The sequence below is a fragment of the Nocardioides sp. BGA-UO-ETr-FS32 genome (assembly GCF_059567905.1).
Genome location: NZ_JCAQOX010000017.1, coordinates 921,988 through 944,986, shown reverse-complemented (window position 1 = coordinate 944,986; position 22,999 = coordinate 921,988). Strand labels below are relative to the sequence as shown.

Below are 22,999 nucleotides of genomic sequence, written 5' to 3'. Positions count from 1 at the left end.
GAGGTCGGGGACTACTTCCGGCTGCGCTTGACCGAAACTTGGCGTATCAAGCCGGATAGGGCCCGATCGGACCAGACCACGTACCCAACGTGGGAGAAGCGGGAGGCCCCAACCCGTACGCACCTCGGCTCCGAACACCACGAGCCGGGGCCGACGGACTCGTGGGTGTCCGTCTGCCCCGGCTCTCCTCCACTGGGGGGGGAGGCTCGGGCAGCAGCTGCTGCTACCCGGCGATGAAGGCGGCCGTCACCAGGCCGTGCCTCGCATGCCGGTGTCGGGCAGGACCTCGGGGGCCGCGCACAACGCCGGGATGCGGAGCTTGTCGAGCCTGGTGGAGCCGACCTTCAACGTGACCTGTGCCCGCGGCTTGCCCTTCGTCACGAACTTCTTCTTCGACTGGGACTTCACCGCGATCTTGTGGACCACCTTGCCGACCCGGAGCTTGTAGACCACCTTCTCGCCGGACCGGTTGACCAGCTTGGCCCGGACCGTGCCCTGGCAGGTGGCCTTCACCGAGCCGACGGCCTTGCCGAAGGCTTGCTCGGGCAGGACCTCAGGAGGAGTCACCACCGGGGGTGTCACGACCGGGGGCGTGACCACGGGCGGGACCACCGGCGGAGGCGTGGCACACAGCACCTTGGTGAACGTGAACGTCCACGTCGTCGTGGCACCCTCCTTGACGACCACCCCGTCCTTGGCGACAGCCATCACGGTGTGGGTCGTGCCCGTCGCGACGACCGAACCAGCCGCGACAGCCGCGCCGTCCAACGTGTAGGTGAAGCTCGCGTCAGTCGGGATCGTGACCCGGTCGTTCGTCGGACCCGTGGCGGGCTCGCACACGTCCACCGCCGTCGCAGCAGCCGGAGCCACCGGCGTGGGCGGCGGCGGAGGGGTGGCACACAGCACCTTGGTGAACGTGAACGTCCACGTCGTCGTGGCACCCTCCTTGACGACCACCCCGTCCTTGGCGACAGCCATCACGGTGTGGGTCGTGCCCGTCGCGACGACCGAACCAGCCGCGACAGCCGCGCCGTCCAACGTGTAGGTGAAGTTCGCGTCAGTCGGGATCGTGACCCGGTCGTTCGTCGGACCTGTGGCGGGTTCGCACACGTCCACCGCCGTCGGAGCAGCCGGAGCCACCGGCGTGGGCGCCTTGACGAGCACCACCGAGTAGTGGCTGATCTCCTTGCCGCTGGAGTGCGCGATCGTGACCGACGCGACGGGCGCGCCGGAGAGGTCGTGGTACTCGGCGGTCGGCCCGGCCTTCACGCACCAGCCGGCGATCAGGTAGCCGTCGGGGGCGGTGTAGGTGAACGACTCGGTGGTGTTGTCCGGAGGCGAGAGGTGCGTGCCGGGGCAGACCTCGCTGGCGGCCGCGGGGGTCGCCTGTGCTCCGAGCACTGCAAGGGCCGGCAGCAGCAGGAGGAGAGCGAAGACCCGCCTCACCCCGTGCCGCCCGGTCGTCGGTGCGGCCTTGTGTCGTGCGTTCATCTTCCATCCCCTTGCGTAGATCCCGCTGGTCCCTGACGAGGGGCCATCTGCAGGTTGCCCTCGGTGCGGCCTCCCTCACCGAGCGACTGCGCCAGTTGCCAACTCTGGGGTATGGAATGGCGCTCGGAACGGCCCGAGCCGAATGCGTGGCGTACCTCTCGGAGGCGTGGGGGCAACCTCCCTCCACTTGCCGGGATCGGCGACGCATGATTTCCCCAGGATTGGTCACCGGCGCTGGCCCGCCCGCCGCGACGGCGCCGCTCCGGCGCCGCTCCGGCCGCTCCGGAGTCGCCCGATCCGTAAGGGCGCCCGCTCCGAACACCACGAGCCGGGGCCGGCGGACTTGTGGGTGTCCGTCTGCCCCGGCTCTCCTCCTGGGTGGAGGGCGCAGGCCGGTGGGAGCGCCGGTCCTGCGAGGTCCGTGGTGGTGCGGCGACCACGATGCGCCGCCGGACGCGCGGACGCGACGGGTACGGCCGAGCGGCGGCGTACCTGATGGAGGTCTGGGGGAAGTCTCGGGGAAGACGCCGGAGTTGGCGGCCTGTCAGGGGCTGGGGGTCCAGACCGGTCCCCCGGGGCCTACCCGCGGACGGGGGTCAGCCGCGGCCGTGCGGCGTCAGCCAGCCGGACTCGTCGGGCCCGACGGGCACGATCTGGGTGGGGTTGATGTCGGTGTGCACGACGTAGTAGTGCTGCTTGATCTGCTCGAAGTCGACCTCGTCGGCGAACCCGGGCGTCTGGAACAGGTCGCGGGCGTAGCCCCAGAGGTTCGGCATCTCGGTGATCTTGTTGCGGTTGCACTTGAAGTGCCCGTGGTAGACCGCGTCGAAGCGCACCAGCGTGGTGAAGAGGCGTACGTCGGCCTCGGTGATCGCGTCACCCATCAGGTAGCGACGGTCGGCGAGGCGGTCCTCGAGCCAGTCGAGCGTCGAGAACAGCCGCTCGTAGGCGTCGGCGTACGCCTCCTGCGAGCCGGCGAAGCCGCAGCGGTAGACACCGTTGTTGACCTCGGTGAAGACCCGCTTCATCACCGCCTCCATCTCCTCGCGGACGTCGGCGGGCCACAGGTCCGGGGCGTCGGGGCGCTGGTGCTCGCGCCACTCGAAGGACAGGTCGTGGGTGATCTGCGGGAAGTCGTTGGTCACGACCTTGCCCGACTCCACCTCGACGATCGCCGGGACCGTGATGCCGCGCGGGTAGTCGGCCTCGCGGGCGAAGTAGGCCTCCTGGAGGCGCTCGATGCCGAGCACCGGGTCGCGGCCGCCCTCGTCGAGGTCGAAGGTCCAGCTGCGGTCGTCGTGCACCGGCCCGGGTGCCCCCCACGAGATGACGTCCTCGAGGCCGAGGAGCGTGCGCACGATGATGGATCGGTGCGCCCACGGGCAGGCGCGGGCCGCGACCAGGCGGTAGCGGCCGGGCTCTGCCTGCCACACCGGGACGTCGCGCGGGCTGTCCTTGGAGCCACTGGGGAACTGGTCGTCGAGCGGGTCCGCCGACCGCTCCCCCGCCAGGACCCGGTCGGGCAGGTAGGACATGTCGCGCTCGAAGGGCTTGCCCTTGGTGGTGTACGTCGCCGTGTCGTTCACAGTTCAACCATACCGACCGTGCCGAGGCGGCTCAGGGGGCGAAGCGGGCAGCCACCTCGACGACCCGGTCGAACGCCTCGGCCTCGCCGATGCTGACGCGGACGCCGTCGCCGGCGAAGGGGCGCACCGAGATCCCCACCTCGCCGCAGGCGGCGGCGAAGTCGAGGGCCCGGTCGCCGAGCGGGAACCAGACGAAGTTGCCCTGCGCGTCGGGGAGCTCCCAGCCCACCTCGCGCAGCCGGGCGACGAGGTCGGCGCGGCGCGCGACGAGGTCGTCGACCCGCGCGAGCAGCTCGTCCTGCGCGGCCAGCGAGGCGATCGCCGCGGCCTGCGCGACGTGGCTGACGCCGAAGGGCAGCGAGACGGCACGGAGCGCGGCGGCCAGCGGCGCGGGAGCCACGGCGTACCCGACGCGGAAGCCGGCGAGCCCGTACGCCTTGGAGAACGTGCGGGTGAGCACGACGTTGTCGTGGCGCCGGTAGGTCGCGATGCCGTCGATGGCGTCGTCCATCCGGACGAACTCGAGGTAGGCCTCGTCGACCACGACGACCACTTGGGTGGGGATCCTCGCGATGAACGCGTCGAGCTCGGACTGGGTGACGGCCGGTCCGGTCGGGTTGTTGGGCGTGCAGACGATGACGACCTTGGTGCGGTCGGTGATCGCGGCCGCCATCGCGTCGAGGTCGTGGCGACCGTCGGCGGTCACCGGCACCTGCACGCTCGTCGCGCCACCGGCGGTGACGGCGATGGGGTAGGCCTCGAAGGAGCGCCAGGCATAGACGACCTCGTCGCCGGGCTCGCAGAAGGCGTTGACGAGCTGGTAGATCAGGCCGACCGAGCCGGTCGCCGCCGCCAGGTCCTCGACCGGCACGCCCATCGCCTCGCCGAGCGCGGCGTACAGGGCCGTGCTGCCCATGTCGGGGTAGCGGTTCATCTGCGCCGCCGCCTCGGTCGCGGCCTCCAGGACGCCCGGGAGCGGCGGGTAGGGGTTCTCGTTGGACGACAGCTTGTAGGACGTCAGCCCGGGTCGGGCGACGGGCGGCTTGCCGGCGACGTACGCAGGGATGGCGAGCACGTTGGGCCGAGGTTGGGGCGTGGTCATAGGGGGACCCTATTCAGGGGCTCGTCGTCCCCGCCACGGCCGCACCACCGGCAGCAGCAACAGGCCGATCGCGAAGCCGAGCCCCGCACCGAGGACGTTGTCGACCAGGTCGGTCACGTCGCAGGCGCGGTCGAGTCGGGCGAGCTGGAGCTGGACGAGCTCGATGCCGAGGCTGTACGCCGCCAGCGCCGCGAGCCCGAGCGGGGCGAGCGCGACGCCGGACCACCAGCGGCCGACCGCGAGCACGAGGAACATCCCCGCCGGCACGAAGAGCAGGACGTTGAGGGTGCGCTGGTCGAACCCGAGCACCTCGAAGGCAGCTCCCGACGGGCCGCCGTAGTCCCACGAGCACGACTCGCTCCGGGTCTCGGCGGGCACGACCCCGACGTCGGCCCGGGTGGGCACGAGCGTCACCAGCCCGATCGCGACCAGCGACCACAGGAGGCCGGCGACCGACACTGCTGAGACGGTGCCGAGCAGGCGACGCGTGGCGAGCGCGAGCAGCACGGCCACCACTCCTGCCGCGAGGGCGCCGAGCACCATCACGCCCGTGCCGCCGATCGTGACCATCCGGGGAGGGTAGCCGGAGGGCGGCGTTGGCTAGTCTCGCCGCATGCGCTTCGTGACGTGGTTGCTGACGTACGCCGTCGGGCTGGCCGTGGCGGCCCAGCTCCTGGCCGGGATCTACTTCGACGGCCCCGACAACGGGCAGGCCGAGCTGCAGGAGAAGATCCTGCCGCTGCTGCTCGTCGCCCTCATCCTCGGACTCGTCTCGACCTTCATCGAGCCCGTCATCAAGCTGCTGTCGCTGCCGTTCATCATCCTGACGCTGGGCTTCCTGCTCCTGGTGATCAATGCCCTGATGCTGCTGCTCACCGCGTGGCTGGCCGACGCCTTCGACCTCGGCTTCCACGTCGACGGCTTCTGGAACGCGCTCGTCGGCTCGCTCATCATCACCGTCGTGGGCTGGGGCGTCCGGATCGCCCTCCCCTCGCGGGACTGATGCGGGTGCCGGACCTCCCCACCGACCTCCCCCCTGCCCGCGAGCCCGGCCGCTACCGGATCGCGCTGGTCTGCCTCGGCAACATCTGCCGCTCGCCCACCGCGCACGTCGTCCTGGAGCGCCGCCTGGCCGACGCCGGTCTCGACGACCGGGTCGAGGTCGCGTCCTCCGGCACCGGCGGCTGGCACGTCGGCAACCCGATGGACCCGCGCGCCGCGGCCACGCTGGCCACCGCCGGCTACGACCCGAGCCGACACCGCGCCCGGCAGTACGACGCGACCTGGCCCGAGGCGTACGACCTCGTCCTCGTGATGGACGAGGCCAACCTCGCCGACGTCGGCGGCCGGACGCCCCGGCTCGGGATGTTCCGCGACCTCGATCCCGTCGATCCGGGTGGAGAGGTCCCGGACCCGTACTACGGTGGGGACGACGGTTTCGAGGAGGTGCTGGCGATGGTCGAGCGCACGAGCGATGCGATCGTGGCTGCCCTCCCCCGCGCGCTCGAGGGTCCCGCCTGATGGCTCGTCAGCCACTGGTCGCCCGGCGTGCCGAGCAGCTCCTCGGCTCCGCGGTCGTCGCGACCTCGCCGGTGGCCGGCGGCGACATCTCGACCGCGACCCGGCTGCGCCTGTCCAGCGGCCAGACCGCGCTGATGAAGACGCTGCCGCACCCACCCGAGGGGTTCTTCGAGGCCGAGGTCGCGGGACTGCGCTGGCTCACCGAGGTCGAGGGCGGCGTGCCGGTGCCCGAGGTCCTCGCCGCGGCCAGCGACTGCGTGATCCTCGCGTGGGTCGAGCAGAGCTCGAAGACGCCTGTCGAGGCGGCCGTCGCCTTCGGCCAGCAGCTCGCCACCACCCACGCCGCCGGGGCCGACGGCTGGGGCCTCGACCACGACGGGTTCATCGGGCGACTGCCGCTGCCCAACAAGACCGCCGACTCGTGGCCCGAGTTCTACGCCGTGCGCCGGGTGCTCCCCTACCTCAAGCTCGCACGCGACCGCGGCGCGATCACCGAGCCCGACGCGGCGGCGGTGGAGGCGGTCATCGGCCGGCTGAGTGCGCTCATCCCCGACGAGCCGCCGGCACGCCTGCACGGCGACCTCTGGAACGGCAACTGCCTCTGGGGCCAGGACCTCGCGATCCACGTCATCGACCCGGCGGCCCACGGCGGCCACCGCGAGGTCGACCTGGCCATGCTCCACCTGTTCGGGCTCACGCACCTGCCGCGAGTGATGGCGGCCTACGACGAGGCCTACCCCCTTGCCGAGGGCTGGGAGGACCGGCTCGGGATCCACCAGCTCTTCCCGCTGCTGGTGCATGCCTGCATGTTCGGCGGCGGCTACGGTGCCCGCGCCGGGACGATCGCGGCGCGCTACGCCTGACCCACCCGTCCGGCTGTTCCGGGCGTCCCGGTTGCGGAGCATCGTGGGCGCATGGCCGAGCAGACCGACGCCGCCCCGTGGGTGCCTCAGTCGCGCGAGCTGGCCGACCTCGAGTCGGCCGCGCACGACTGCCGCGGGTGCGAGCTGTGGCAGCCGGCTACGCAGGTGGTCTTCTCGAGCGGCAACCGCTCCGCCCGGATCATGCTGGTCGGCGAGCAGCCCGGCGATCGCGAGGACGAGCAGGGAGAGCCCTTCGTCGGGCCGGCCGGCAAGGTCCTCGACGAGGCGCTCACCGAGGCCGGCATCGACCGGTCCGCGGCCTACCTCACCAACGCCGTCAAGCACTTCCGCTTCGAGCAGCGCGGCAGGCGGCGCATCCACCAGAAGCCCGACGTACGCCACCTGTCGGCCTGTCGTCCCTGGCTGGAGGCCGAGCTGGAGGCGGTCGCGCCGGGGGTCGTGGTCGCCATGGGAGCGACAGCGGCGCGGGCCGTGCTGGACCGGACCGTCAAGATCGGCGAGGTGCGCGGCCGCCTCCTCGAGGAACCAGCCCGTCCCGTGGTCGTCACCACCCACCCGTCGGCGGTGCTGCGGCTGCGCGGTCGGGACGGCTACGACGAGGCCTTCGGTGCGCTGGTCGAGGACCTTCGCCTCGCTGCGCCGTACGCCTGATCTCAGGATCGCCTCAGGCGCCGGTGGCATCCTTGGCCCGTGACTGAGTCCCGGCCCCGCGTGCTGGTCGTCGACGACGACCGTGCGGTGCGCGACTCGCTGCGCCGGTCCCTGGAGTTCAACGGCTACGAAGTCGTCCTCGCCGCCGACGGGGCCGAGGGCCTGGTCGCGGTCGGCTCGCAGCACCCCGACGTCGTGGTGATCGACGTGATGATGCCGCGCCTCGACGGGATCGAGACCACCCGTGCGCTGCGCGCGGCCGGCAACGACGTACCCGTGCTGGTCCTCACCGCGCGCGACGCGGTGGGTGACCGGGTCGAGGGCTTGGACGCCGGCGCCGACGACTACCTCACCAAGCCGTTCGCGCTGGAGGAGCTGCTGGCCCGGCTGCGGGCGCTGCTGCGCCGCGTCGTGCCCGACGAGGGCGGCGAGAGCGAGGTGCTGTCGTTCGCCGACCTCACGATGGACGTCGCGAGCCGCGACGTCTCGCGCGGCGGTCGCGCGATCGAGCTGACCCGCACCGAGTTCACCCTGCTCGAGATGTTCCTGCGCCGCCCGCGCCGCGTGCTCGACCGCTCCTTCATCCTCGAGGAGGTCTGGGGCTACGACTTCCCGACGAGCGCCAACTCGCTCGAGGTCTACGTCGGCTACCTCCGCCGCAAGACCGAGGCCGCCGGCGAGCCGCGGCTCATCCAGACCGTGCGCGGCGTCGGCTACGTCCTGAAGGAATCATGACGCCGGTCACGGGGCCGGCCACCACCTGGCCGGACGGGCGCTGGCACTACCGCAGGTCGTTGGCGTCGCGGGTCGCCGTCCTCACCACCATCGTGCTCGGACTGTCCATCGCGGTGCTGGCGTTCACCGCGTTCGTGGTCATGCGCCAGCAGATGATGAGCTCGCTGGACCAGTCGCTGCTCAACCGCGCGCACAAGGCGACGGCCAACACCACGCTGTCGCGCGTCACCGCGGGCGGCGTCCCGTCGTGGATGCTGGGCGCGGCCGATGTGCGGATCATCTTCATCACCGCCGACGGCCGCGGGATGTCGGGGTCCGACATCCCGCACTTCACCCTCGGCCAGCCGGAGTACGACGTCGTCACCGGCCGGCGCGAGTCCGCCGTGCGGACCCTGGTCACGCGGGAGGGCGAGCGCTTCCGGGTCGCGACCGTCCAGGCCGGGCGCGGTGAGGCGCTGATCCTGGCCCAGCCCCTCGCCCCCAACGACCGGACGCTGGAGAAGCTCGGCGGCGTGCTCTTCGTCTTCGGCGCGCTCGGGGTGCTCGCCGCCCTGCTGGCCGGCTGGCTGGTCGCCAAGAACGGCCTCAGACCCGTACGCCGCCTCACCTCCGCCGTCGAGCGCATCGCGGTGACCGAGGACCTCACGCCGCTGCGCGTGGAGGGGGACGACGAGGTCGCGCGGCTCGCCACCGCCTTCAACCAGATGCTGCTGGCCCTCGGCGCCTCCCGCGACCGGCAGCGACGCCTGGTCGCCGACGCCAGCCACGAGCTGCGTACGCCCCTCACTTCGCTGCGCACCAACCTCGACCTGCTCCGCCAGGCCGAGGGCAACACGGCTCTTCCGAAGGAGGCGCGCCTCGAGCTCCTCGACGACGTGCGCGGCCAGATCGAGGAGCTCAGCGCCCTCGTCGGCGACCTGGTCGAGCTCGCGCGGGACGAGCCGACCTCCCACGTGGTCGCGCAGGTCGATCTCGCCGAGGTGGTCGAGCGCGCGGTCACGCGCGTACGCCGCCGCGCCCACGGGGTCGCCTTCGACGTCGCGCTCGACACGTGGCCGGTGGTGGGCGACGCCAACAGCCTCGAGCGCGCGGTGACCAACCTGCTCGACAACGCCGCCAAGTGGAGCCCCTCCGGGGGCACCGTCACCGTGCGGCTGACCGGCGGGGTGCTCACCGTCGATGATCAGGGCAGTGGCGTCGCCGAGGCCGACCGCCCGCACGTCTTCGAGCGGTTCTACCGGGCCGAGGAGTCGCGCGCGATGCCCGGCTCGGGTCTCGGCCTTGCCATCGTGCGGCAGGTCATCGACCGGCACGGCGGCCAGGTCCAGGTCGCCGAGGCGCCGGGCGGCGGGGCGCGGTTCCAGATGTGGGTGCCGGGGGTGCGGGCCGACGCGACGTCGGTCTAGTCGAAGACGCGCTGCAGCCGCTCGGCCTTCCACTCCGACTCGGCCCACTCGTCGGCGACGTCGGACTTCACGGTGATCCCGCCGCCGGTGCCGAGGACCCAGGTCCCGCTGCCGTCGGTCATCAGCGACCGGATGACGACCCCGAGGTCGGCCGGCCCGTCGCCGCTGATCCACCCGAACGCGCCGGCGTACGCCCCGCGCGGGGTCGCCTCGACCTCCTCGATGACCTCCATCGTGCGCAGCTTCGGCGCGCCCGTCATCGAACCGGCCGGGAAGAGCGCGCGGAGGGCCGCGATGGTCGAGACGTCGTGGCGCAGGCGGCCGCGGACGGTGGAGACGAGCTGGTGCACCGACTCGTAGGACTCCACCTGCATCAGCGCGGGCACCTCCACCGACCCGACGTCGCACACCAGCGACAGGTCGTTGCGGAGCAGGTCGACGATCATCAGGTTCTCCGCCCGGGTCTTGGGCTCGCGCGCCAACCGCTCGCGGTGTGCCTCGTCCTCCTCGGGCGTACGACCGCGCGGCGTGGTGCCCTTGATCGGCTTGGTCTCGAGGTGCCGGTCGGCGGTGACCAGCGCGTAGCGCTCCGGCGAGCTCGACAGCAGCCACGCCCGCGCACCGGCGACGTCGTGCTGGAGGAACCCGCTGTACGGCGCCGGGTTGAGCTCGCGGAGCCGGAGGTACGCCGCGACGGGGTCGAGGTCGGCGGTGCGGGTGAGCCGGTGGGTGAGGTTGACCTCGTAGGAGTTGCCGGCGTGGAGGTGCTCCTGGACGCGGGCGAAGGCGTCGGCGTACGCACCTGGTGGGGAAGTCTGACACTCCGAGGCGGTTGTACCCCCCTCCAGGTGGCGGACTCCCCGCTCGAGCGGGGAGTCCCCGGAGGGCGAGACCGCGTGCTCGAACACCCGCACCTCCCGGGGCCGCATCCAGACCGCGTCGGGCAGGAACGGGTCGGGAGCGGCGGGCAGGTCGGTGCGCGAGGCGTACCCGAGGTAGCCGAACCACTGCTCGCCCGCGGAGATCCGCTCCTCGAGGACGGCGAAGACGTCGTCGCCGACGACGCGCGAGGTCCCGCCCGTGTGCAGGGTCACCTCGCGCCGGGCGGCCGACCACGACAGAGACGGGTCGTCCTCGTCGAGCCAGCCGATGATCGAGCGGCGGCCCGACCACTCGCGGGCACCGCCGCCGTCGAGCCAGAAGCAGCGCGGGTGCCGCGAGGCGACGTCGCGGAAGAAGGAGACCGGATCCCGCTCGCTCATTCGGGGTCCCCGCGGCGTTGTCCGGAGGAGCGGAGCGGGGGAGAAGAACGTCGTGGGGTGTTCAGGAAGGTCCTCACGAGCGCCTCGCCGTGCTCGGACAGGATCGACTCGGGGTGGAACTGCACGCCCTCGAGCGGCAGGTCGACGTGCCGCACCCCCATCACCACGCCGTCCTCGCTCCACGCGGTCGCCACGAGCCCGGCGGGCAGCTCGACCGCGCCGAGGGAGTGGTAGCGGACCGCCGCGAACCCCTGCGGCAGGCCGGCGAAGACCCCGGCGCCGTCGTGGCTGATCGCGGCGACCTCGCCGTGGGCAGGGCGCAGGCGCGAGACCGTCCCGCCGTACGCCGTCACGAGGCCCTGCATCCCCAGGCAGACGCCGAGCACGGGGCGCGTCCCGGCCAGCAGCACTGCAGTGCCGACGGAGAAGTCGGCCGGCGAGGCCGGGTGCCCCGGACCCGGTGACAGCACCACGTGGGAGTGCCCCAGCACCTCCTCCGGCGAGACCTCGTCGTGCTGCACGACGCGGGGCAGGACGCCTGTCACCGCGGCGACGAGGTGCACCAGGTTCCACGTGTAGGAGTCGTGGTGGTCGACCACGATCACGTCCGGCGTCACGCGCCGACACTAGTGCTACTGGCGCAGCGACCGGCACGCCGCGGACACCGGCTGGTCGCCGGTCTCCCGGCATCCGTCGAAGGCGGTGAGCCTGGCCCGCAGTGCGGCCACCTCGTCGCGGCGCGCCTTGGACGCGAAGCTGTTGCGCTTCTCGAACCGGTTCTTCCGGTAGGAGTAGTACTCGTAGCCCCACTGCACCTTGCCGCGCCTGGGGTCGAGGTCGAAGCGCGCCAGCAGCGCGGTCCGGCTGCGCACGGCCGTGAACGACGGGATCCGGTCGAGCTCGGAGCCGGTGAACGCGGCATCGGGGTCGTTGCCGGTGAGTGTCTGCTGGGTGTGCTCGAGGAAGGCGTACGACTGGCGCACCAGCGCCGGCTGGGACAGCGTCGGCACCAGCGACAGCCCGCTGCGGAACGGCGCCGGCGGCAGCCCGGCGAGCTCCTCGAAGGTCGGCGCGAGGTCGATGTTGCTGGTGACCTCGCGGCGCGCGCCGGGCACCACACCCGGGCCGGTGACCAGCAGCGGCACGCGGACGTCGGTGTCGTAGGGCGTCCCCTTGCCGCGACCCAGGCCGTTCTGGCCGAGGTGGAAGCCGTTGTCGGAGGTGAGGACGACGTAGGTGTTGGGTCCGACCGTGCGCAGGATCCGCGAGACGAGCCGGTCGGCCGACTGCGCCATCCGCGCCCGGTCGCGCAGGTCGCGCACGGCGGCGGCCGCGGGGAGCGTACGCACGGTGTTCCACGCGCGGGCCGGCTTGCCGTTGGCCAGGCGCGGGCGGTTGTCCCGGCGCGGGTCGGCGAAGCCGGGCAGGTCGTCGACCGTCAGCTTGCGGCAGGCCACGCGACCGCAGCTGCGCGGGCCGGTGCGGTCGCGGAACATCGGCGGGAAGAGCGGGTCGCCGGCGTAGTGCGGCTCGGGGTTGACCCGGTTGTGCGGCGCGTAGAGCGAGACCTCGAGGAAGTAGGGCGCGTCGGAGGCCTCCTGGGCCGTGACGAAGTCCATCGCGAGGTCGCCGATGACGTTCCCGGCGTACGCCTTGTCCTTGGCCGCGTTGCTCGCGCTCGCCGGCGGTGCCGGGTGTTGCACGAGCTGCAGGCGCTGTCCGGCGAGGGTGGTGCTGGCGAAGTCCCAGCCGTCGTAGGCGGAGCCGAAGACCGTGTTGAAGGTCGTCCAGCCCGGCACCACAGGAGGCAGCGCGCGACCGGCCGCCCACTCGTACTCGTTGAGGAACTTGCCGACGAAGCCGGTGTGGTAGCCCGCCTCCTGCAGTCGGACGTTGAACGCCCGCTCCGGGTTGCCGTTGGTGTCGTAGGCCGGCCACCCGCCGAGCCCCGACCTGCCGCTGTTGGAGGTGTTGGTGCGCACCCCCGTCTGGTGGGGGTACTGCCCGGTGAAGAAGCTCGAGCGCGACACGCAGCACAGCGAGTCGGTGACGAACGAGTGCGGATAGCTGGCCCCCGCCTTGCGCATCCGCTGCGCCGAGCGCATGGTCTGCACGAGGTCCATCGAGAAGTCGTCGAGCATCACCACGACGATGTTGGGCCGCTTCGCCCGGGCCGCCGCGGGCTCGAGCTCTGCCACCGCCGACGCCGAGCTCGTCGTACGCGGTGGCACGACGTCGTCCGGCCCCCTCGACCCGCTCGTCGCACCGCATGCCGTCAGCACCAGCAGGCACACGCCTGCCACGGCTCCCTTGAATCTGCGCACTGCTCCCCCGTCATGTCCCCCAGTCGGCTACTAGGGTGACGCCCCACGCCGCCCGATGGTTGCCTCCCACGCCGACGAGATCGACGCCGGTCACGCGAGGAGGTCGCGCACCGCCGCGTGCAGCAGGTCGTAGCCGTTCTCGGTGAGGATCGACTCGGCGTGGAACTGGATGCCGCGGAAGTGCGGGCCCACGACCGCGTGGATGTCGCCGGTCGCCTCGTCGGCCTCGACGCGTACGCCGTCGGGCAGCGTCGCGCCGGCAGGCACGCGCCCGACGAAGGTGTTGTAGAAGCCGACCCGCTCGGTACGGCCGTCGAGGCGCACCGGCGACTGCGTGCCCTGGAACACCACGTCCTTGTAGCCGAGGTCGAGCCCGAGGCGCTGGCACAGCGTCTGGTGGCCCAGGCACACCGCGAGGAACGGCTGCCCCGAGGCGAGCAGGTCGTCGACCGCCCGGCGGAACGCCGCGATCTTGGGGTGGTCGCCCTCGCGCGGGTCTCCCGGCCCGGGACCGACGATGACGAGGTCGGCTCCGTCGAAGGCGCCGGTGGCGTAGTCCTCGTGGCGCACCACCCGCGAGGTCATGCCGAAGACCCCGAGGACGTGGACGAGCATGTTGACGAAGTCGTCCTCGCCGTGCAGGATCACCGCCTGCTTGCCGGCCAGCCCGGGGTCGGCGGGCTCACCGGCCTGGTCGGTCAGCCAGAACCGGGACAGCCGCTGGTTGCGGGTGCCCAGCGCGAGCACGACGTCCTCGTCGCGCGCGAGCTCGGCGATGTCGGTGCCGTCGGAGGTCGCCGCCGGGGCGAGGCCGAAGGCGCTGAGGATGCCGCCCGCCTTGGCACGGGTCTCGGCCACCTCGTACGCCGCGTCGGAGTCGCGGACCAGCGTCGCGCCGGCGGTGACCTTGAGCTCACCGGACGGCGAGACGTCGGCAGTGCGGATGAGGATGGGGCTGTCCATCGTCGGCGTGCCGTCGGGCGAGCGGCCGAACAGCGCGAGCGCGGCGCCGTAGTAGCCGCGGCCCTCGGGCTCGTATTCGGCGATCAGCCGGCAGGCGTTCTCGACCGGCGCGCCGGTCACGGTCGCGGCGTACATCGTGTCGCGCAGGATCTCGCGGTGGTCGCGGTCGGAGCGGCCGGCGAGGAGGTACTCGGTGTGGATCAGGTGGGTCATCGGCTTGAGGAACGGCCCGAGCACCTGGCCGCCCTCGTGGCAGATGTCGCACATCATCTTGAGCTCCTCGTCGACGACCATGAAGAGCTCGAAGACCTCCTTCTCGTCGGCGAGGAACTCCAGCAGCCGGTCCTTCAGGGCGTCTCCGTGGCCTGCGACGCGGAACGTCCCCGAGATCGGGTTCATCCGGACGTCGCCCTGCCGCACCGACACGTGCCGCTCGGGGCTGGCGCCGATGAGGAACCGCTCGCCGGTGAAGAAGCAGAACGTCCAGTACGCCCCGCGCTCGCGCTCCATCAGGCGGCGCAGGACGGTCAGGGCGCGGGAGGCGTCCCAGTCGGCGAGGACCGCGCGGTAGTGCCGCCCGATGACGAGGTTGGCGCCCTCGCCCTGACCGATCTCGTCACGGATGATCGCCTCGACGACAGCGCCGTAGTCCTCGTCGCTGGTGGCGAAGCCGCCTCGGTCGGCGAGCTCGACGGGTACGTCCGGGAGCGCGGCGAGGAGCTCGTCGACCGAGACCTCGTGCTCGGCCTCGATGTCGACGACCGTCAGCGGGGCGCCGTCGTCGATGGCCGCGAACCCACGCTCACGCACCTGGCGGAACGGGACCGCGACCAGCCGGTCGGCGCTGCGGCCCGGCTCGGGGGCGCCGGTCTCGAGCGGGATGTCGAGCAGCGACGCCACCTCGTGCGGGGTGCCGCCGATCAGGCCGGCCGTCGGGGAGGCCTTGCGCCGGATGACCGCCCACGCGCCGTACCCCTGGACCTGCTCCAGGAGGTCAGCCACGGGAGGTGAGCCGGGCGTGGTCTCGGTCATGGCGGAACCCTACGGGCGCCCGCGCGCCCGCCTGCGGCGTGTCCGCCGAGCGACCAGCGCCGCAGCCGGCACCTAGGGGTACTTGACGTCGACGCTCACCCAGTCGACGAGCATGCCCTGCCGTTCGCCGCCGGCGACGACGTGCTCGGGCAGCACGTCCTTGTTGGACAGCCGCAGGTGGAGCGGGGCGACGTTGCCCGGCACCCGCCGGAGGTCGGGGGTCGAGGTGACGGAGTAGACCTGGTTGCCGAAAGCGTCGACCGCGGCGTAGGTCACGGTGTCGCCGCCGACGGTGAACTCGGCCTGGTAGTGCCAGTAGGCCTGCCACGGCTTGAGCCCGTCGGCGAACAGGTGGCCGACCGGCACGAGGTCCGACGGCATCCCCGCGGCCGCGCACGCGCCGTCGACGCTGTCGTCGACCTGGTCGTAGCAGATGTGCGAGCCGAGCTGCGCCCCCGTCGGCTTCTGCGGGCCGTAGCTCTCGATGACGTCGATCTCGCGGGGGTCGGTCGCGCTGGGGTGCTGCATCCACAGCGCGGCGTAGTTGCTGCCGGTGTCGGGCATCAGGATGCTGGCGCTGACCCGGACCTGGGTGCCCGCCGGCAGCGTCCACCCCGCGTTGGTGCGGATCTGGGAGAGCCGTCCGACGTCGAGCTGGCCGACGCCGTTCTGGACGGCGGCGTTCCAGCCCGGGAGGTAGTGCCACTGCTCGGGCCACGCGCCGGCGGGACCCTCGAAGTCGTCGCGGAAGACGCTCTCCCACCCCCACGTCGGGGCCGGGTCGGAGTCGACGGTGTCGCCACCGGCGATGCCTGCCGAGGCCGGTGCGCCGCTCGTGGTGAGCAGGCACAGGACCAGCGGCACGAGCATCGAGACGGCGATGACGTGGGCGCGCGCGAGCAAGGAGATGACCCTCCCGGGACGTGGGCTGGCGGAGTCGTGGGACCGAGGACCTGAGCCCAGAAGGGTACGGGCTGCCACCGACGGCCGCATCCTGGGGCGGACCTCAGCCGACAGTCGTCAGCAGCTGCGTCGCGCGGGTCAGCACGACGTACAGCGTGGCCCGGCCGGTGGCCGACTCGTCCTCGATCTCCTGCGGGGAGACCACGACGATGCCGTCGAACTCCAGGCCCTTGGTGTCGAGGCCCGTGAGGACGACGATGCGGTCCTCGCCGCTCGGCGTGACGCTGGAGTCGACGGCCGCGCGGGCGTTGGGCGCGTGCACGGCGAGCTCGGGCCAGGACGCCAGCCAGGCGTTGACCTCGGAGCGCCGGGCGACAGGCACGACGATGCCGACGGTGCCCTCGACCCGGCCGGCGACCGAGGCGACCGCCTCGCGCACCGCGGCCTCGAGGTCGTCGACCGGACCGACCACCCGCGGCTCCTCGCCCGTACGGCGCACCGCGTCCGGCAGGTCGGCGTCGAGGCCGACCCGGCGGGCGTAGTCGGCGGCGAAGGCGTAGATCTCGGCGGAGTTGCGGTAGTTGGTGGAGAGGTGGAACTCGTGGAGGTCCTTGCCCTCCAGCGCCTCCGCACGGGCCGCGGCCGCCTCGGGGGCGTCGGGCCACGACGACTGGGCCGGGTCGCCGACGATCGTCCAGCTGGCGGTGCGCCCGCGGCGCCCGACCATCCGCCACTGCATGGGCGTGAGGTCCTGCGCCTCGTCGATGAGGACGTGGGCATAGCCGTCGTCCTCGATGCGGTGCGTCGGCGCGGACCAGGCGAGGCCGCCGGGGGCGTACTCGCGCTCGGAGATCGTGGTCAGCTCCTGCAGGTCGACGCCGCCCTCGAGCAGGCCCGTCTCGTCGAGGTCGCGCTCGTCGTCGGTGCGCTGTGGCACGTCGCCGAGCGCGTAGCGCAGCTCGTCGATCAGCGGGACGTCCTCGATCGACAGGCCGCCGACGGCCCACGACTTGAGGAGCAGCGCCTGGTCCTCGCGGGACACCACGCCCTCGCCGACGCGCGCGAGGAACTCGGGGTCGCGCAGCCAGCCGAAGACGGTCTGGGCGTCGAGCGGCGGCCACCAGGCCGACGCGAACTCGACGAACCCCTCGTGGCCGAGCATGTCGTCGTCGAAGGCCTCACGCCCGCGCTCCTTGCCGCGCTCGCCGGTCACCTGGCGCCACATCGCGTCGAGCAGCGTCCTGGCCACGCGGGGCAGCTGGCGGTTGCGCCGGCCTTGCGACATGAGCTGGCGACGCAGCCGGCCGAGCACACCGGGATCGAGCACGATGGTCTCGTCGCGCCAGTAGATCCGGAAGCTGGTCGGGGCGCCGGGCGCGTGCTGGCGCGCGGTGCGGCGCAGCAGCTCGGCCATCCGCGTCGCACCCTTGACGTCGGCCACCGCGGGCTCGTCGTGGCGCGTCGCCCGGACGCCGCCCACGACCTCGCCCAGCGAGCGCAGCGCGACGGCGGTCTCGCCGAGGCTGGGGAGCACCCGCTCGATGTAGCGCATGAAGACGCCGCTCGGGCCGACGACGAGGACGCCGCCGCCCTCGTAGCGGCGCCGGTCGGAGTAGAGGAGGAACGCCGCGCGGTGCAGGGCGACGACGGTCTTGCCGGTGCCGGGACCGCCGGAGATGGACACGACGCCCTTGCCGGGCGCCCGGATGGCCTGGTCCTGCTCGGCCTGGATGGTCGCGACGATGGAGTGCATCGACCGGTCCCGGGCGCGGGAGAGCTGCGCCATCAGGGCGCCCTCGCCGATGATCGGCAGGTCGGTCTCGGCCTGGTCGTCGAGCAGCTCGTCCTCGACGCCGACGACGGTGCGGTGCAGCGAGCGCAGCACGCGGCGGCGTACGACGCCCTGCGGGGTCGCCGCCGTGGCCTGGTAGAACACGCCGGCCGCCGGCGCGCGCCAGTCGATCAGCAGCACGTCACGGTCGGCGTTGCGCACGCCGATCCGGCCGATGTAGCGCGGCAGGGTGTCGATCGACGGGTCGAGGTCGAGACGACCGAAGACGAGCCCCTCGTGGGCGGCGTCGAGCTGCGCGATCCGCTTGGCGGCCTGGAAGACCATCGCGTCGCGCTCGACGAGGCCGCCCTCGTGCTCCAGCTTGCCCCGGCTGTGACCCTCGGCCGCCAGCGCCCGCGCGTTGCGGGTCGACGCCTCCAGCTGGACGTACACCTCGTCGACGTACGCCTGCTCCGCCGCGATCTCCCGCGCCTCGAGCTCCTCGCTCAACTCCCGCTCCTCATCCCCCGATGACATCCCTCGATGAAGGCTGCCCAACCGTCCCGGGCAGACCGGCAAGCGTACCGGCGCACCCGCCGCACCGCCGACTTACCGGACATCCGTGGACCGCTGCGGCCCCGCGGTCAGACGGCGACGAGCACCGCTCCGACCAGGCACACGGCGGCACCGACCGTACGGATCCGGTCCGCGCGGCCGAGCGCGCGCAGCAGGTCGGGCCGGTCCGCGGCCGGTGCGGACGCCAGTCGTCCGTGCATCGGCGCCGCCCGCGCGGCCGTGGTGACGACGGCGAGCGCCGCGCCGGCCACCGCCAGCCAGGTGCCCTCCGCTCGCGGCTCCACCGCGAGCGTCCACCCCAGGAGCAGCACCAGCGGCACGTAGAGCAGGGCGACCAGCGGGGCGATGCGCCGCGAGTGGCGCGCGTGCGCCTCGTCCCACCGGTCGTCCGGGGTCTCACGGAGGGCCGGGTAGACCACGAGGTCGACCGTCAGCTGGAAGCCCAGGTGGGCCGCGGCGACGACCAGCAGCCACGGGGCGGGCTCGGTCGGGTTCACCCGAAGGCCTCCGGGCCGAGGTCCTGCTCCCCGGAGGCGATCGCGTCGACGATGCGCCGTGCCACCGCCGCCGGGTCCTTCCCGGCCGGCAGCCGCGGAGCCTGGCCCGACAGGGGTCGCGTGGCCAAGCCGGTCTCGGTGTGCGGCGGGCGCACGTCGAGCACGTCGACGCGGCTGCGCCGCAGCTCGGTCCGCAGGGCCACCGCGGCGGCGCTGAGGGCGGCCTTGCTCGCGGAGTACGCCGCCATCCGCGGCAGTGGCTGCTCGGCGACGACGGCGCTGAGCTGGGCGACGAACCCGTGCGTCTCCTCCAGCAGCGGGAGCACCCGGCGCAGCAGGAGCAGGGGGCCGACCACGTTGGCGAGGAACAGCTCCTCGACGACCTCGTCGGGCGTGTCGACGAGCGGGCCGAAGGCGACCACCCCGACGGCGTTGACCAGCCCGTCGAGCCCGCCCAGGTGCTCCCGCGCCGCACTCGCGAGGTCGTCACCGGCCCGCGCGTCGCCGAGGTCGGCCACGACCCGGGCCTCGGCGGTGAGCGCGGCGAGGCGGTCGGGATCACGACCCACGAGGAGCAGCCGGGCGCCGCGCGCGGCCAGCTCGGCCGCCACGAGCGAGCCCAGCGCGCCGGCGGCGCCGACGACCGCGATCCGGGAGCCCTCGAGCGTGCGTCCGGCAGGGTCGGGGCTGGTCATCGGGTTCTCCTCGCACCAGGGGTCACACCCCCTTCTCCCCGGCGAGGCCTCCCGCGGATGCAGCCGACCGCTACTTCCCGCGCTACTTGCCGCGTGAGAGGAACGCCGTCATCGCCTCGCGCGCCTCGTCGGAGGCGAACAACCGGGCGCTGGTGGTGGCCATCTCCTCGCCCAGGGCGTCGATGCGGGCCACGAGCTCGCGGTTGAGGATCCGCTTGGACTCGCGCAGCCCCTGGGCCGCACCCGTGGCCAGGCTCGCGCAGGTCGCGGCCACCTCGTCGTCCAGCTGCTCGGCGGGCACGGCCCTGGTGACGAGGCCGTACGCCGCCGCTTCCGCGCCGGTGAACACCTCGCCGCCGAGCGTGGTCAGCGCCGCGGCACGCGGGCTCATCCGGTGGTGCACCGTGAGGCTGATGATGGCCGCGGCGAGCCCGAGCTTGACCTCGGTCAGCGCGAACGTGGCGCCCTCGGCGCAGATCGCGACGTCGGCCGCGGCGATGATCCCGATGCCGCCGGCGCGGACGGCGCCGAGGTTCTTGGTCACCACGGGCTTGTCCAGCGTGGCGATCAGCCGCTGCAGGTCGACGATGCGACGGGCCCCGACCTCCATGCCCTCGGTCGTCGCCTCGGCGAGGTCGGCCCCGGAGCAGAAGACCTTGCCGGAGCTCTCGATCAGCACCACGCGTACGGCGTCGTCCGCGCCGGCGCGCTCGAGGTGCCCGAACAGCTCGGTGACCAGCTGGCGGCTCAGCGCGTTGCGGTTGGCGGGGCTGTCGAGGGTGATCGTGGCGACCGCGTCGGCGACGGAGAGGTGGACCAGCTCGGGGGCGGCGTCGAGGGTGGCATCGGGGGTGGCATCGGGCATGGCGTCGGGCATGGCGGCCATCCTGCCGCACCTCGTGGGGTAGTCCAGTGGGCAGCGGCTCCACGGTGGGGTAGTCCAGTGAGGAACGGTCGTGCGTTGGGCGGATATCCAGCCAGTTCCCACTGGACTACCCCGCGTCCGCCACCAGCACAGCCAGTTCCCACTGGACTACCCCGCGTCCGCCACCAGCACAGCCAGTTCCCACTGGACTACCCCGCGTCCGCCACCAGCACAGCCAGTTCCCACTGGACTACCCCGCGCGGGGCAGTGCCATCCGTGCGGCCCGCCGCTCCGAACCCCTCCCATGCAGACTCCCGACCAGCGGTCCCGGCCGCGCACCCTGCGCCACGCGGCGTACGGCGTGCTGGCCACCCTCGTCGGCCTCGCGGCCGCGCACCTGGTCGCGGCGCTGACCGTCCCCGCCGCGTCCCCCGTGCTGGCTGTCGGGTCGACGGTCATCGACCTCACCCCGACCCCGCTCAAGGAGTGGGCGATCCGGCAGTTCGGCAGCGCCGACAAGCTGGTCCTGGTCGGCTCGGTGACGGTCGTCGTGCTCCTGCTGTCGGCGGTCGCGGGCATCATCACCGCACGTCGGGAGACCCCCGGCCTGCTCGTCGTGGTGGGCCTCGCCGGCATCGCCGGCCTGCTCGCCGTCCTGCGCCCGGGTGCCGGGCCGCTGGACCTCCTGCCCGCCCTGGTCGCCGCCGCTGTGGGCGCCACCTCGCTGTGGTGGCTGCACCGCGTCGACGACCGGGCTCCCACGGAGCCGTCGCCGGGGGTCGACGGCCCGACCCGACGCGGGGTCGTGCTGGCCACCGGCGGTCTCGCCGCGACCGCAGTCGCCATGGGGGCGCTCGGCCGCTGGGTGACGTCCTACCGCCTCGGCGGGACCGACGTCGCACTGCCGGTCGCCACCGACCCCGCGTCGTCCTTCCCGACCGGCCTGGAGGAGACGTACGACGGCATCACGCCGCTGCGCACCCCGGCCGGGGAGTTCTACCGCGTCGACACCCGGCTCACGCTGCCGACCGTCGACGTGGACTCGTGGACGCTGACCATCGACGGCGACGTCGACGAGGAGGTCACGCTGACCTTCGACGACCTCGCGGCGATGGACACCATCGAGCGCGACATCACCCTCACCTGCGTGTCCAACGAGGTCGGCGGCCCCTACGTCGGTGGCGCCCGCTGGCTCGGCGTACCGCTCGCCGACGTGCTCGCCCGCGCCGGCATCGACTCCACGAAGGCCGACCAGATCCTCTCCACCGACGTCGACGGCATGACCATCTCGACGCCCCTCGACGTGGCGCTCGACGGACGCGACGCGATGATCGCCATCGGCATGAACGGCGGCCCCCTGCCGCGCGAGCACGGCTTCCCGGCGCGGATGGTCGTGCCCGGCCTGTACGGGTTCGTCAGCGCGTGCAAGTGGATCACCCGGATGACCCTCACGACGTACGACGCCGAGCAGGCCTACTGGACCGAGCGTGACTGGGCGGTCGACGCCCCGATCAAGATCTCCAGCCGCGTGGACACGCCCAAGGGGCTCTCGCAGACGCCGGCCGGCACGGTCGTCGTCGGCGGGATCGCCTGGGCCCAGGGCTCGGGCATCGAGAAGGTCGAGGTCCGCATCGACGGCGAGGCCTGGCGGCCCGCGCAGCTCGGCCCGCAGGTGACCGACGACTACTGGCGCCAGTGGTACTTCGAGTGGGAGGCCGAGCCCGGTCAGCACTTCATCGCCTGCCGCGCCACCAACAAGGACGGCGACGTGCAGACCGACGTCCGGATGACGCCCTTCCCCGAGGGCTCGAGCGGCCTGCAGGAGATCTCGGTCTCGATCACCTGAGTCCTGCACCAGCTCCCGTACGGCTCCCGCCGCGGGGCGGTGAGTGACGCAGGTTCCGCGCCTCCGGAACCTGCGTCACTCACCGCCCGCCGGCGGCGTACCCGTTGCTGTCCAAGGATTGTCCAAAGTTTTCAGAAAGCACCCATCCGCCCCGGGGACCGCCCCGAACACCTCCTGACAGCGGGCCTCAGGGCCCCCCTTGGTTCCAACCGAAAGGCAAACGCCATGAACACCCTGCTCCGCACCCGCACCATGGGCCTGGCCGCCCTCGCGCTGACCGCGTCCATGGGCCTGGCTGCCTGTGGCAGCGAGAGTGACACCGACAGCGCCGCCGAGTCCACCACCTCGGAGACCTCCGAGCCCACCGAGGAGCCCACCGAGGAGCCCGCCGAGTCCGAGGAGCCGATGGCTGCCGACGCTCCGTTCGGCCCCGGCTGCGCCGGCGTCCCCACGTCCGGTGAGGGTTCCGTCGAGGGCATGGCCGACGACCCGGTCGCCACCGCCGCCTCCAACAACCCGCTCCTCAAGACGCTGGTCGCCGCCGTGGGCGAGGCCGGTCTGGTCGACACGCTCAACTCGGCCGAGGCGCTCACCGTGTTCGCCCCGACCGACGACGCGTTCGCCGCGATCCCGAAGAAGGACCTCAACGCCCTCCTCGCCGACAAGGAGGCCCTCACCCAGGTCCTCACCTATCACGTGGTCGGCGAGCGCCTCAGCCCCGAGGACGTCGCGGCCGAGCACGAGACCCTGGCCGGCGACATGCTGACGGTCGAGGGCGAGGGTGAGAACTTCACCATCGGCGAGGCCAGCGTCGTGTGCGGCAACGTGCAGACCGCCAACGCCACCGTCTACGTCGTCGACCAGGTCCTGATGCCGCAGATGTGATCGT

At 72.7% G+C, this 22,999-nt stretch carries 21 protein-coding genes; 8 read left to right on the top strand and 13 right to left on the bottom strand.

The window, feature by feature from the left end:
* Nucleotides 1-246: 246 nt before the first annotated feature.
* The 4 genes from AC57BS_RS24710 to AC57BS_RS24695 all read right to left on the bottom strand — a co-directional run bounded on the left by AC57BS_RS24710 (nt 247) and on the right by AC57BS_RS24695 (nt 4,749).
* Nucleotides 247-1,491, bottom strand: coding sequence for a hypothetical protein (locus AC57BS_RS24710; protein WP_496414094.1), 1,245 nt, complete (start codon nt 1,489-1,491; stop codon nt 247-249).
* A gap of 596 nt (nt 1,492-2,087) precedes the next feature.
* On the bottom strand, nt 2,088-3,077 hold the full coding sequence (locus AC57BS_RS24705; protein ID WP_496414093.1) for a glutathione S-transferase family protein: 990 nt from the start codon (nt 3,075-3,077) through the stop codon (nt 2,088-2,090).
* Nucleotides 3,078-3,108: 31 nt separating this feature from the next.
* Nucleotides 3,109-4,179, bottom strand: a complete 1,071-nt coding sequence (hisC, locus tag AC57BS_RS24700) for a histidinol-phosphate transaminase (RefSeq protein ID WP_496414092.1) — start codon at nt 4,177-4,179, stop codon at nt 3,109-3,111.
* A gap of 9 nt (nt 4,180-4,188) precedes the next feature.
* Nucleotides 4,189-4,749, bottom strand: coding sequence for a VanZ family protein (locus AC57BS_RS24695; RefSeq protein WP_496414091.1), 561 nt, complete (start codon nt 4,747-4,749; stop codon nt 4,189-4,191).
* Nucleotides 4,750-4,792: 43 nt separating this feature from the next.
* On the opposite strand from AC57BS_RS24695, the gene AC57BS_RS24690 reads away from it, so the two are divergent.
* The 6 genes from AC57BS_RS24690 to AC57BS_RS24665 are packed head-to-tail and all read left to right on the top strand — an operon-like array spanning nt 4,793 to nt 9,376.
* Nucleotides 4,793-5,182 carry a phage holin family protein gene (locus AC57BS_RS24690; RefSeq protein ID WP_496414090.1) on the top strand — a complete coding sequence of 130 codons (390 nt, stop codon included), beginning with the start codon at nt 4,793-4,795 and terminating at the stop codon, nt 5,180-5,182.
* 5 nt (nt 5,183-5,187) lie between these two features.
* Nucleotides 5,188-5,700 carry a low molecular weight protein-tyrosine-phosphatase gene (locus AC57BS_RS24685; RefSeq protein ID WP_496414089.1) on the top strand — a complete coding sequence of 171 codons (513 nt, stop codon included), beginning with the start codon at nt 5,188-5,190 and terminating at the stop codon, nt 5,698-5,700.
* Nucleotides 5,700-6,563, top strand: a complete 864-nt coding sequence (locus tag AC57BS_RS24680; protein WP_496414088.1) for a fructosamine kinase family protein — start codon at nt 5,700-5,702, stop codon at nt 6,561-6,563. Before AC57BS_RS24685 ends, AC57BS_RS24680 begins: the two co-directional genes overlap by 1 nt.
* Before the next feature lie 51 nt (nt 6,564-6,614).
* Nucleotides 6,615-7,235, top strand: coding sequence for a UdgX family uracil-DNA binding protein (locus tag AC57BS_RS24675; RefSeq protein ID WP_496414087.1), 621 nt, complete (start codon nt 6,615-6,617; stop codon nt 7,233-7,235).
* Between the two features lie 39 nt (nt 7,236-7,274).
* Nucleotides 7,275-7,970: a response regulator transcription factor gene (locus tag AC57BS_RS24670; protein WP_496414086.1), complete on the top strand. Its 696-nt coding sequence runs from the start codon at nt 7,275-7,277 to the stop codon at nt 7,968-7,970.
* Nucleotides 7,967-9,376 (top strand): HAMP domain-containing sensor histidine kinase, encoded by a 1,410-nt coding sequence (locus tag AC57BS_RS24665; RefSeq protein ID WP_496414085.1) that lies wholly within the window; start codon nt 7,967-7,969, stop codon nt 9,374-9,376. Before AC57BS_RS24670 ends, AC57BS_RS24665 begins: the two co-directional genes overlap by 4 nt.
* Here the strand turns inward: AC57BS_RS24665 and AC57BS_RS24660 are convergent.
* From AC57BS_RS24660 to AC57BS_RS24620, 9 genes are all read right to left on the bottom strand, one after another.
* The gene (locus tag AC57BS_RS24660) at nt 9,373-10,638 is read right to left on the bottom strand and encodes an anthranilate synthase component I family protein (RefSeq protein ID WP_496414084.1); all 1,266 of its coding nucleotides are present in this window, start codon (nt 10,636-10,638) and stop codon (nt 9,373-9,375) included. The two genes, AC57BS_RS24665 and AC57BS_RS24660, sit on opposite strands and share 4 nt — an antisense overlap.
* Entirely contained in the window at nt 10,635-11,255 is a 621-nt protein-coding gene (locus AC57BS_RS24655) for an anthranilate synthase component II (RefSeq protein ID WP_496414083.1), read from the bottom strand. The genes AC57BS_RS24660 and AC57BS_RS24655 overlap by 4 nt, the downstream gene beginning before the upstream one ends.
* A 15-nt stretch (nt 11,256-11,270) precedes the next feature.
* Complete coding sequence (locus AC57BS_RS24650; RefSeq protein ID WP_496414082.1) at nt 11,271-12,962, bottom strand: sulfatase-like hydrolase/transferase; 1,692 nt, start codon at nt 12,960-12,962, stop codon at nt 11,271-11,273.
* Between the two features lie 90 nt (nt 12,963-13,052).
* Nucleotides 13,053-14,957 (bottom strand): anthranilate synthase family protein, encoded by a 1,905-nt coding sequence (locus AC57BS_RS24645; protein ID WP_496414081.1) that lies wholly within the window; start codon nt 14,955-14,957, stop codon nt 13,053-13,055.
* Between the two features lie 72 nt (nt 14,958-15,029).
* Nucleotides 15,030-15,860: a hypothetical protein gene (locus AC57BS_RS24640; protein WP_496414080.1), complete on the bottom strand. Its 831-nt coding sequence runs from the start codon at nt 15,858-15,860 to the stop codon at nt 15,030-15,032.
* A 103-nt stretch (nt 15,861-15,963) separates the two neighbouring features.
* On the bottom strand, nt 15,964-18,141 hold the full coding sequence (locus AC57BS_RS24635; protein WP_496414079.1) for a HelD family protein: 2,178 nt from the start codon (nt 18,139-18,141) through the stop codon (nt 15,964-15,966).
* Between the two features lie 134 nt (nt 18,142-18,275).
* Nucleotides 18,276-18,704, bottom strand: coding sequence for a hypothetical protein (locus AC57BS_RS24630; protein ID WP_496414078.1), 429 nt, complete (start codon nt 18,702-18,704; stop codon nt 18,276-18,278).
* Nucleotides 18,701-19,399 carry an SDR family NAD(P)-dependent oxidoreductase gene (locus tag AC57BS_RS24625; protein WP_496414077.1) on the bottom strand — a complete coding sequence of 233 codons (699 nt, stop codon included), beginning with the start codon at nt 19,397-19,399 and terminating at the stop codon, nt 18,701-18,703. Before AC57BS_RS24625 ends, AC57BS_RS24630 begins: the two co-directional genes overlap by 4 nt.
* Before the next feature lie 82 nt (nt 19,400-19,481).
* Nucleotides 19,482-20,276 (bottom strand): enoyl-CoA hydratase-related protein, encoded by a 795-nt coding sequence (locus AC57BS_RS24620; protein ID WP_496414076.1) that lies wholly within the window; start codon nt 20,274-20,276, stop codon nt 19,482-19,484.
* A 292-nt stretch (nt 20,277-20,568) separates the two neighbouring features.
* On the opposite strand from AC57BS_RS24620, the gene AC57BS_RS24615 reads away from it, so the two are divergent.
* Both AC57BS_RS24615 and AC57BS_RS24610 read left to right on the top strand, forming a co-directional pair.
* Nucleotides 20,569-22,110 carry a molybdopterin-dependent oxidoreductase gene (locus tag AC57BS_RS24615; RefSeq protein ID WP_496414075.1) on the top strand — a complete coding sequence of 514 codons (1,542 nt, stop codon included), beginning with the start codon at nt 20,569-20,571 and terminating at the stop codon, nt 22,108-22,110.
* 225 nt (nt 22,111-22,335) lie between these two features.
* Entirely contained in the window at nt 22,336-22,995 is a 660-nt protein-coding gene (locus AC57BS_RS24610; protein WP_496414074.1) for a fasciclin domain-containing protein, read from the top strand.
* Nucleotides 22,996-22,999 lie beyond the last annotated feature (4 nt).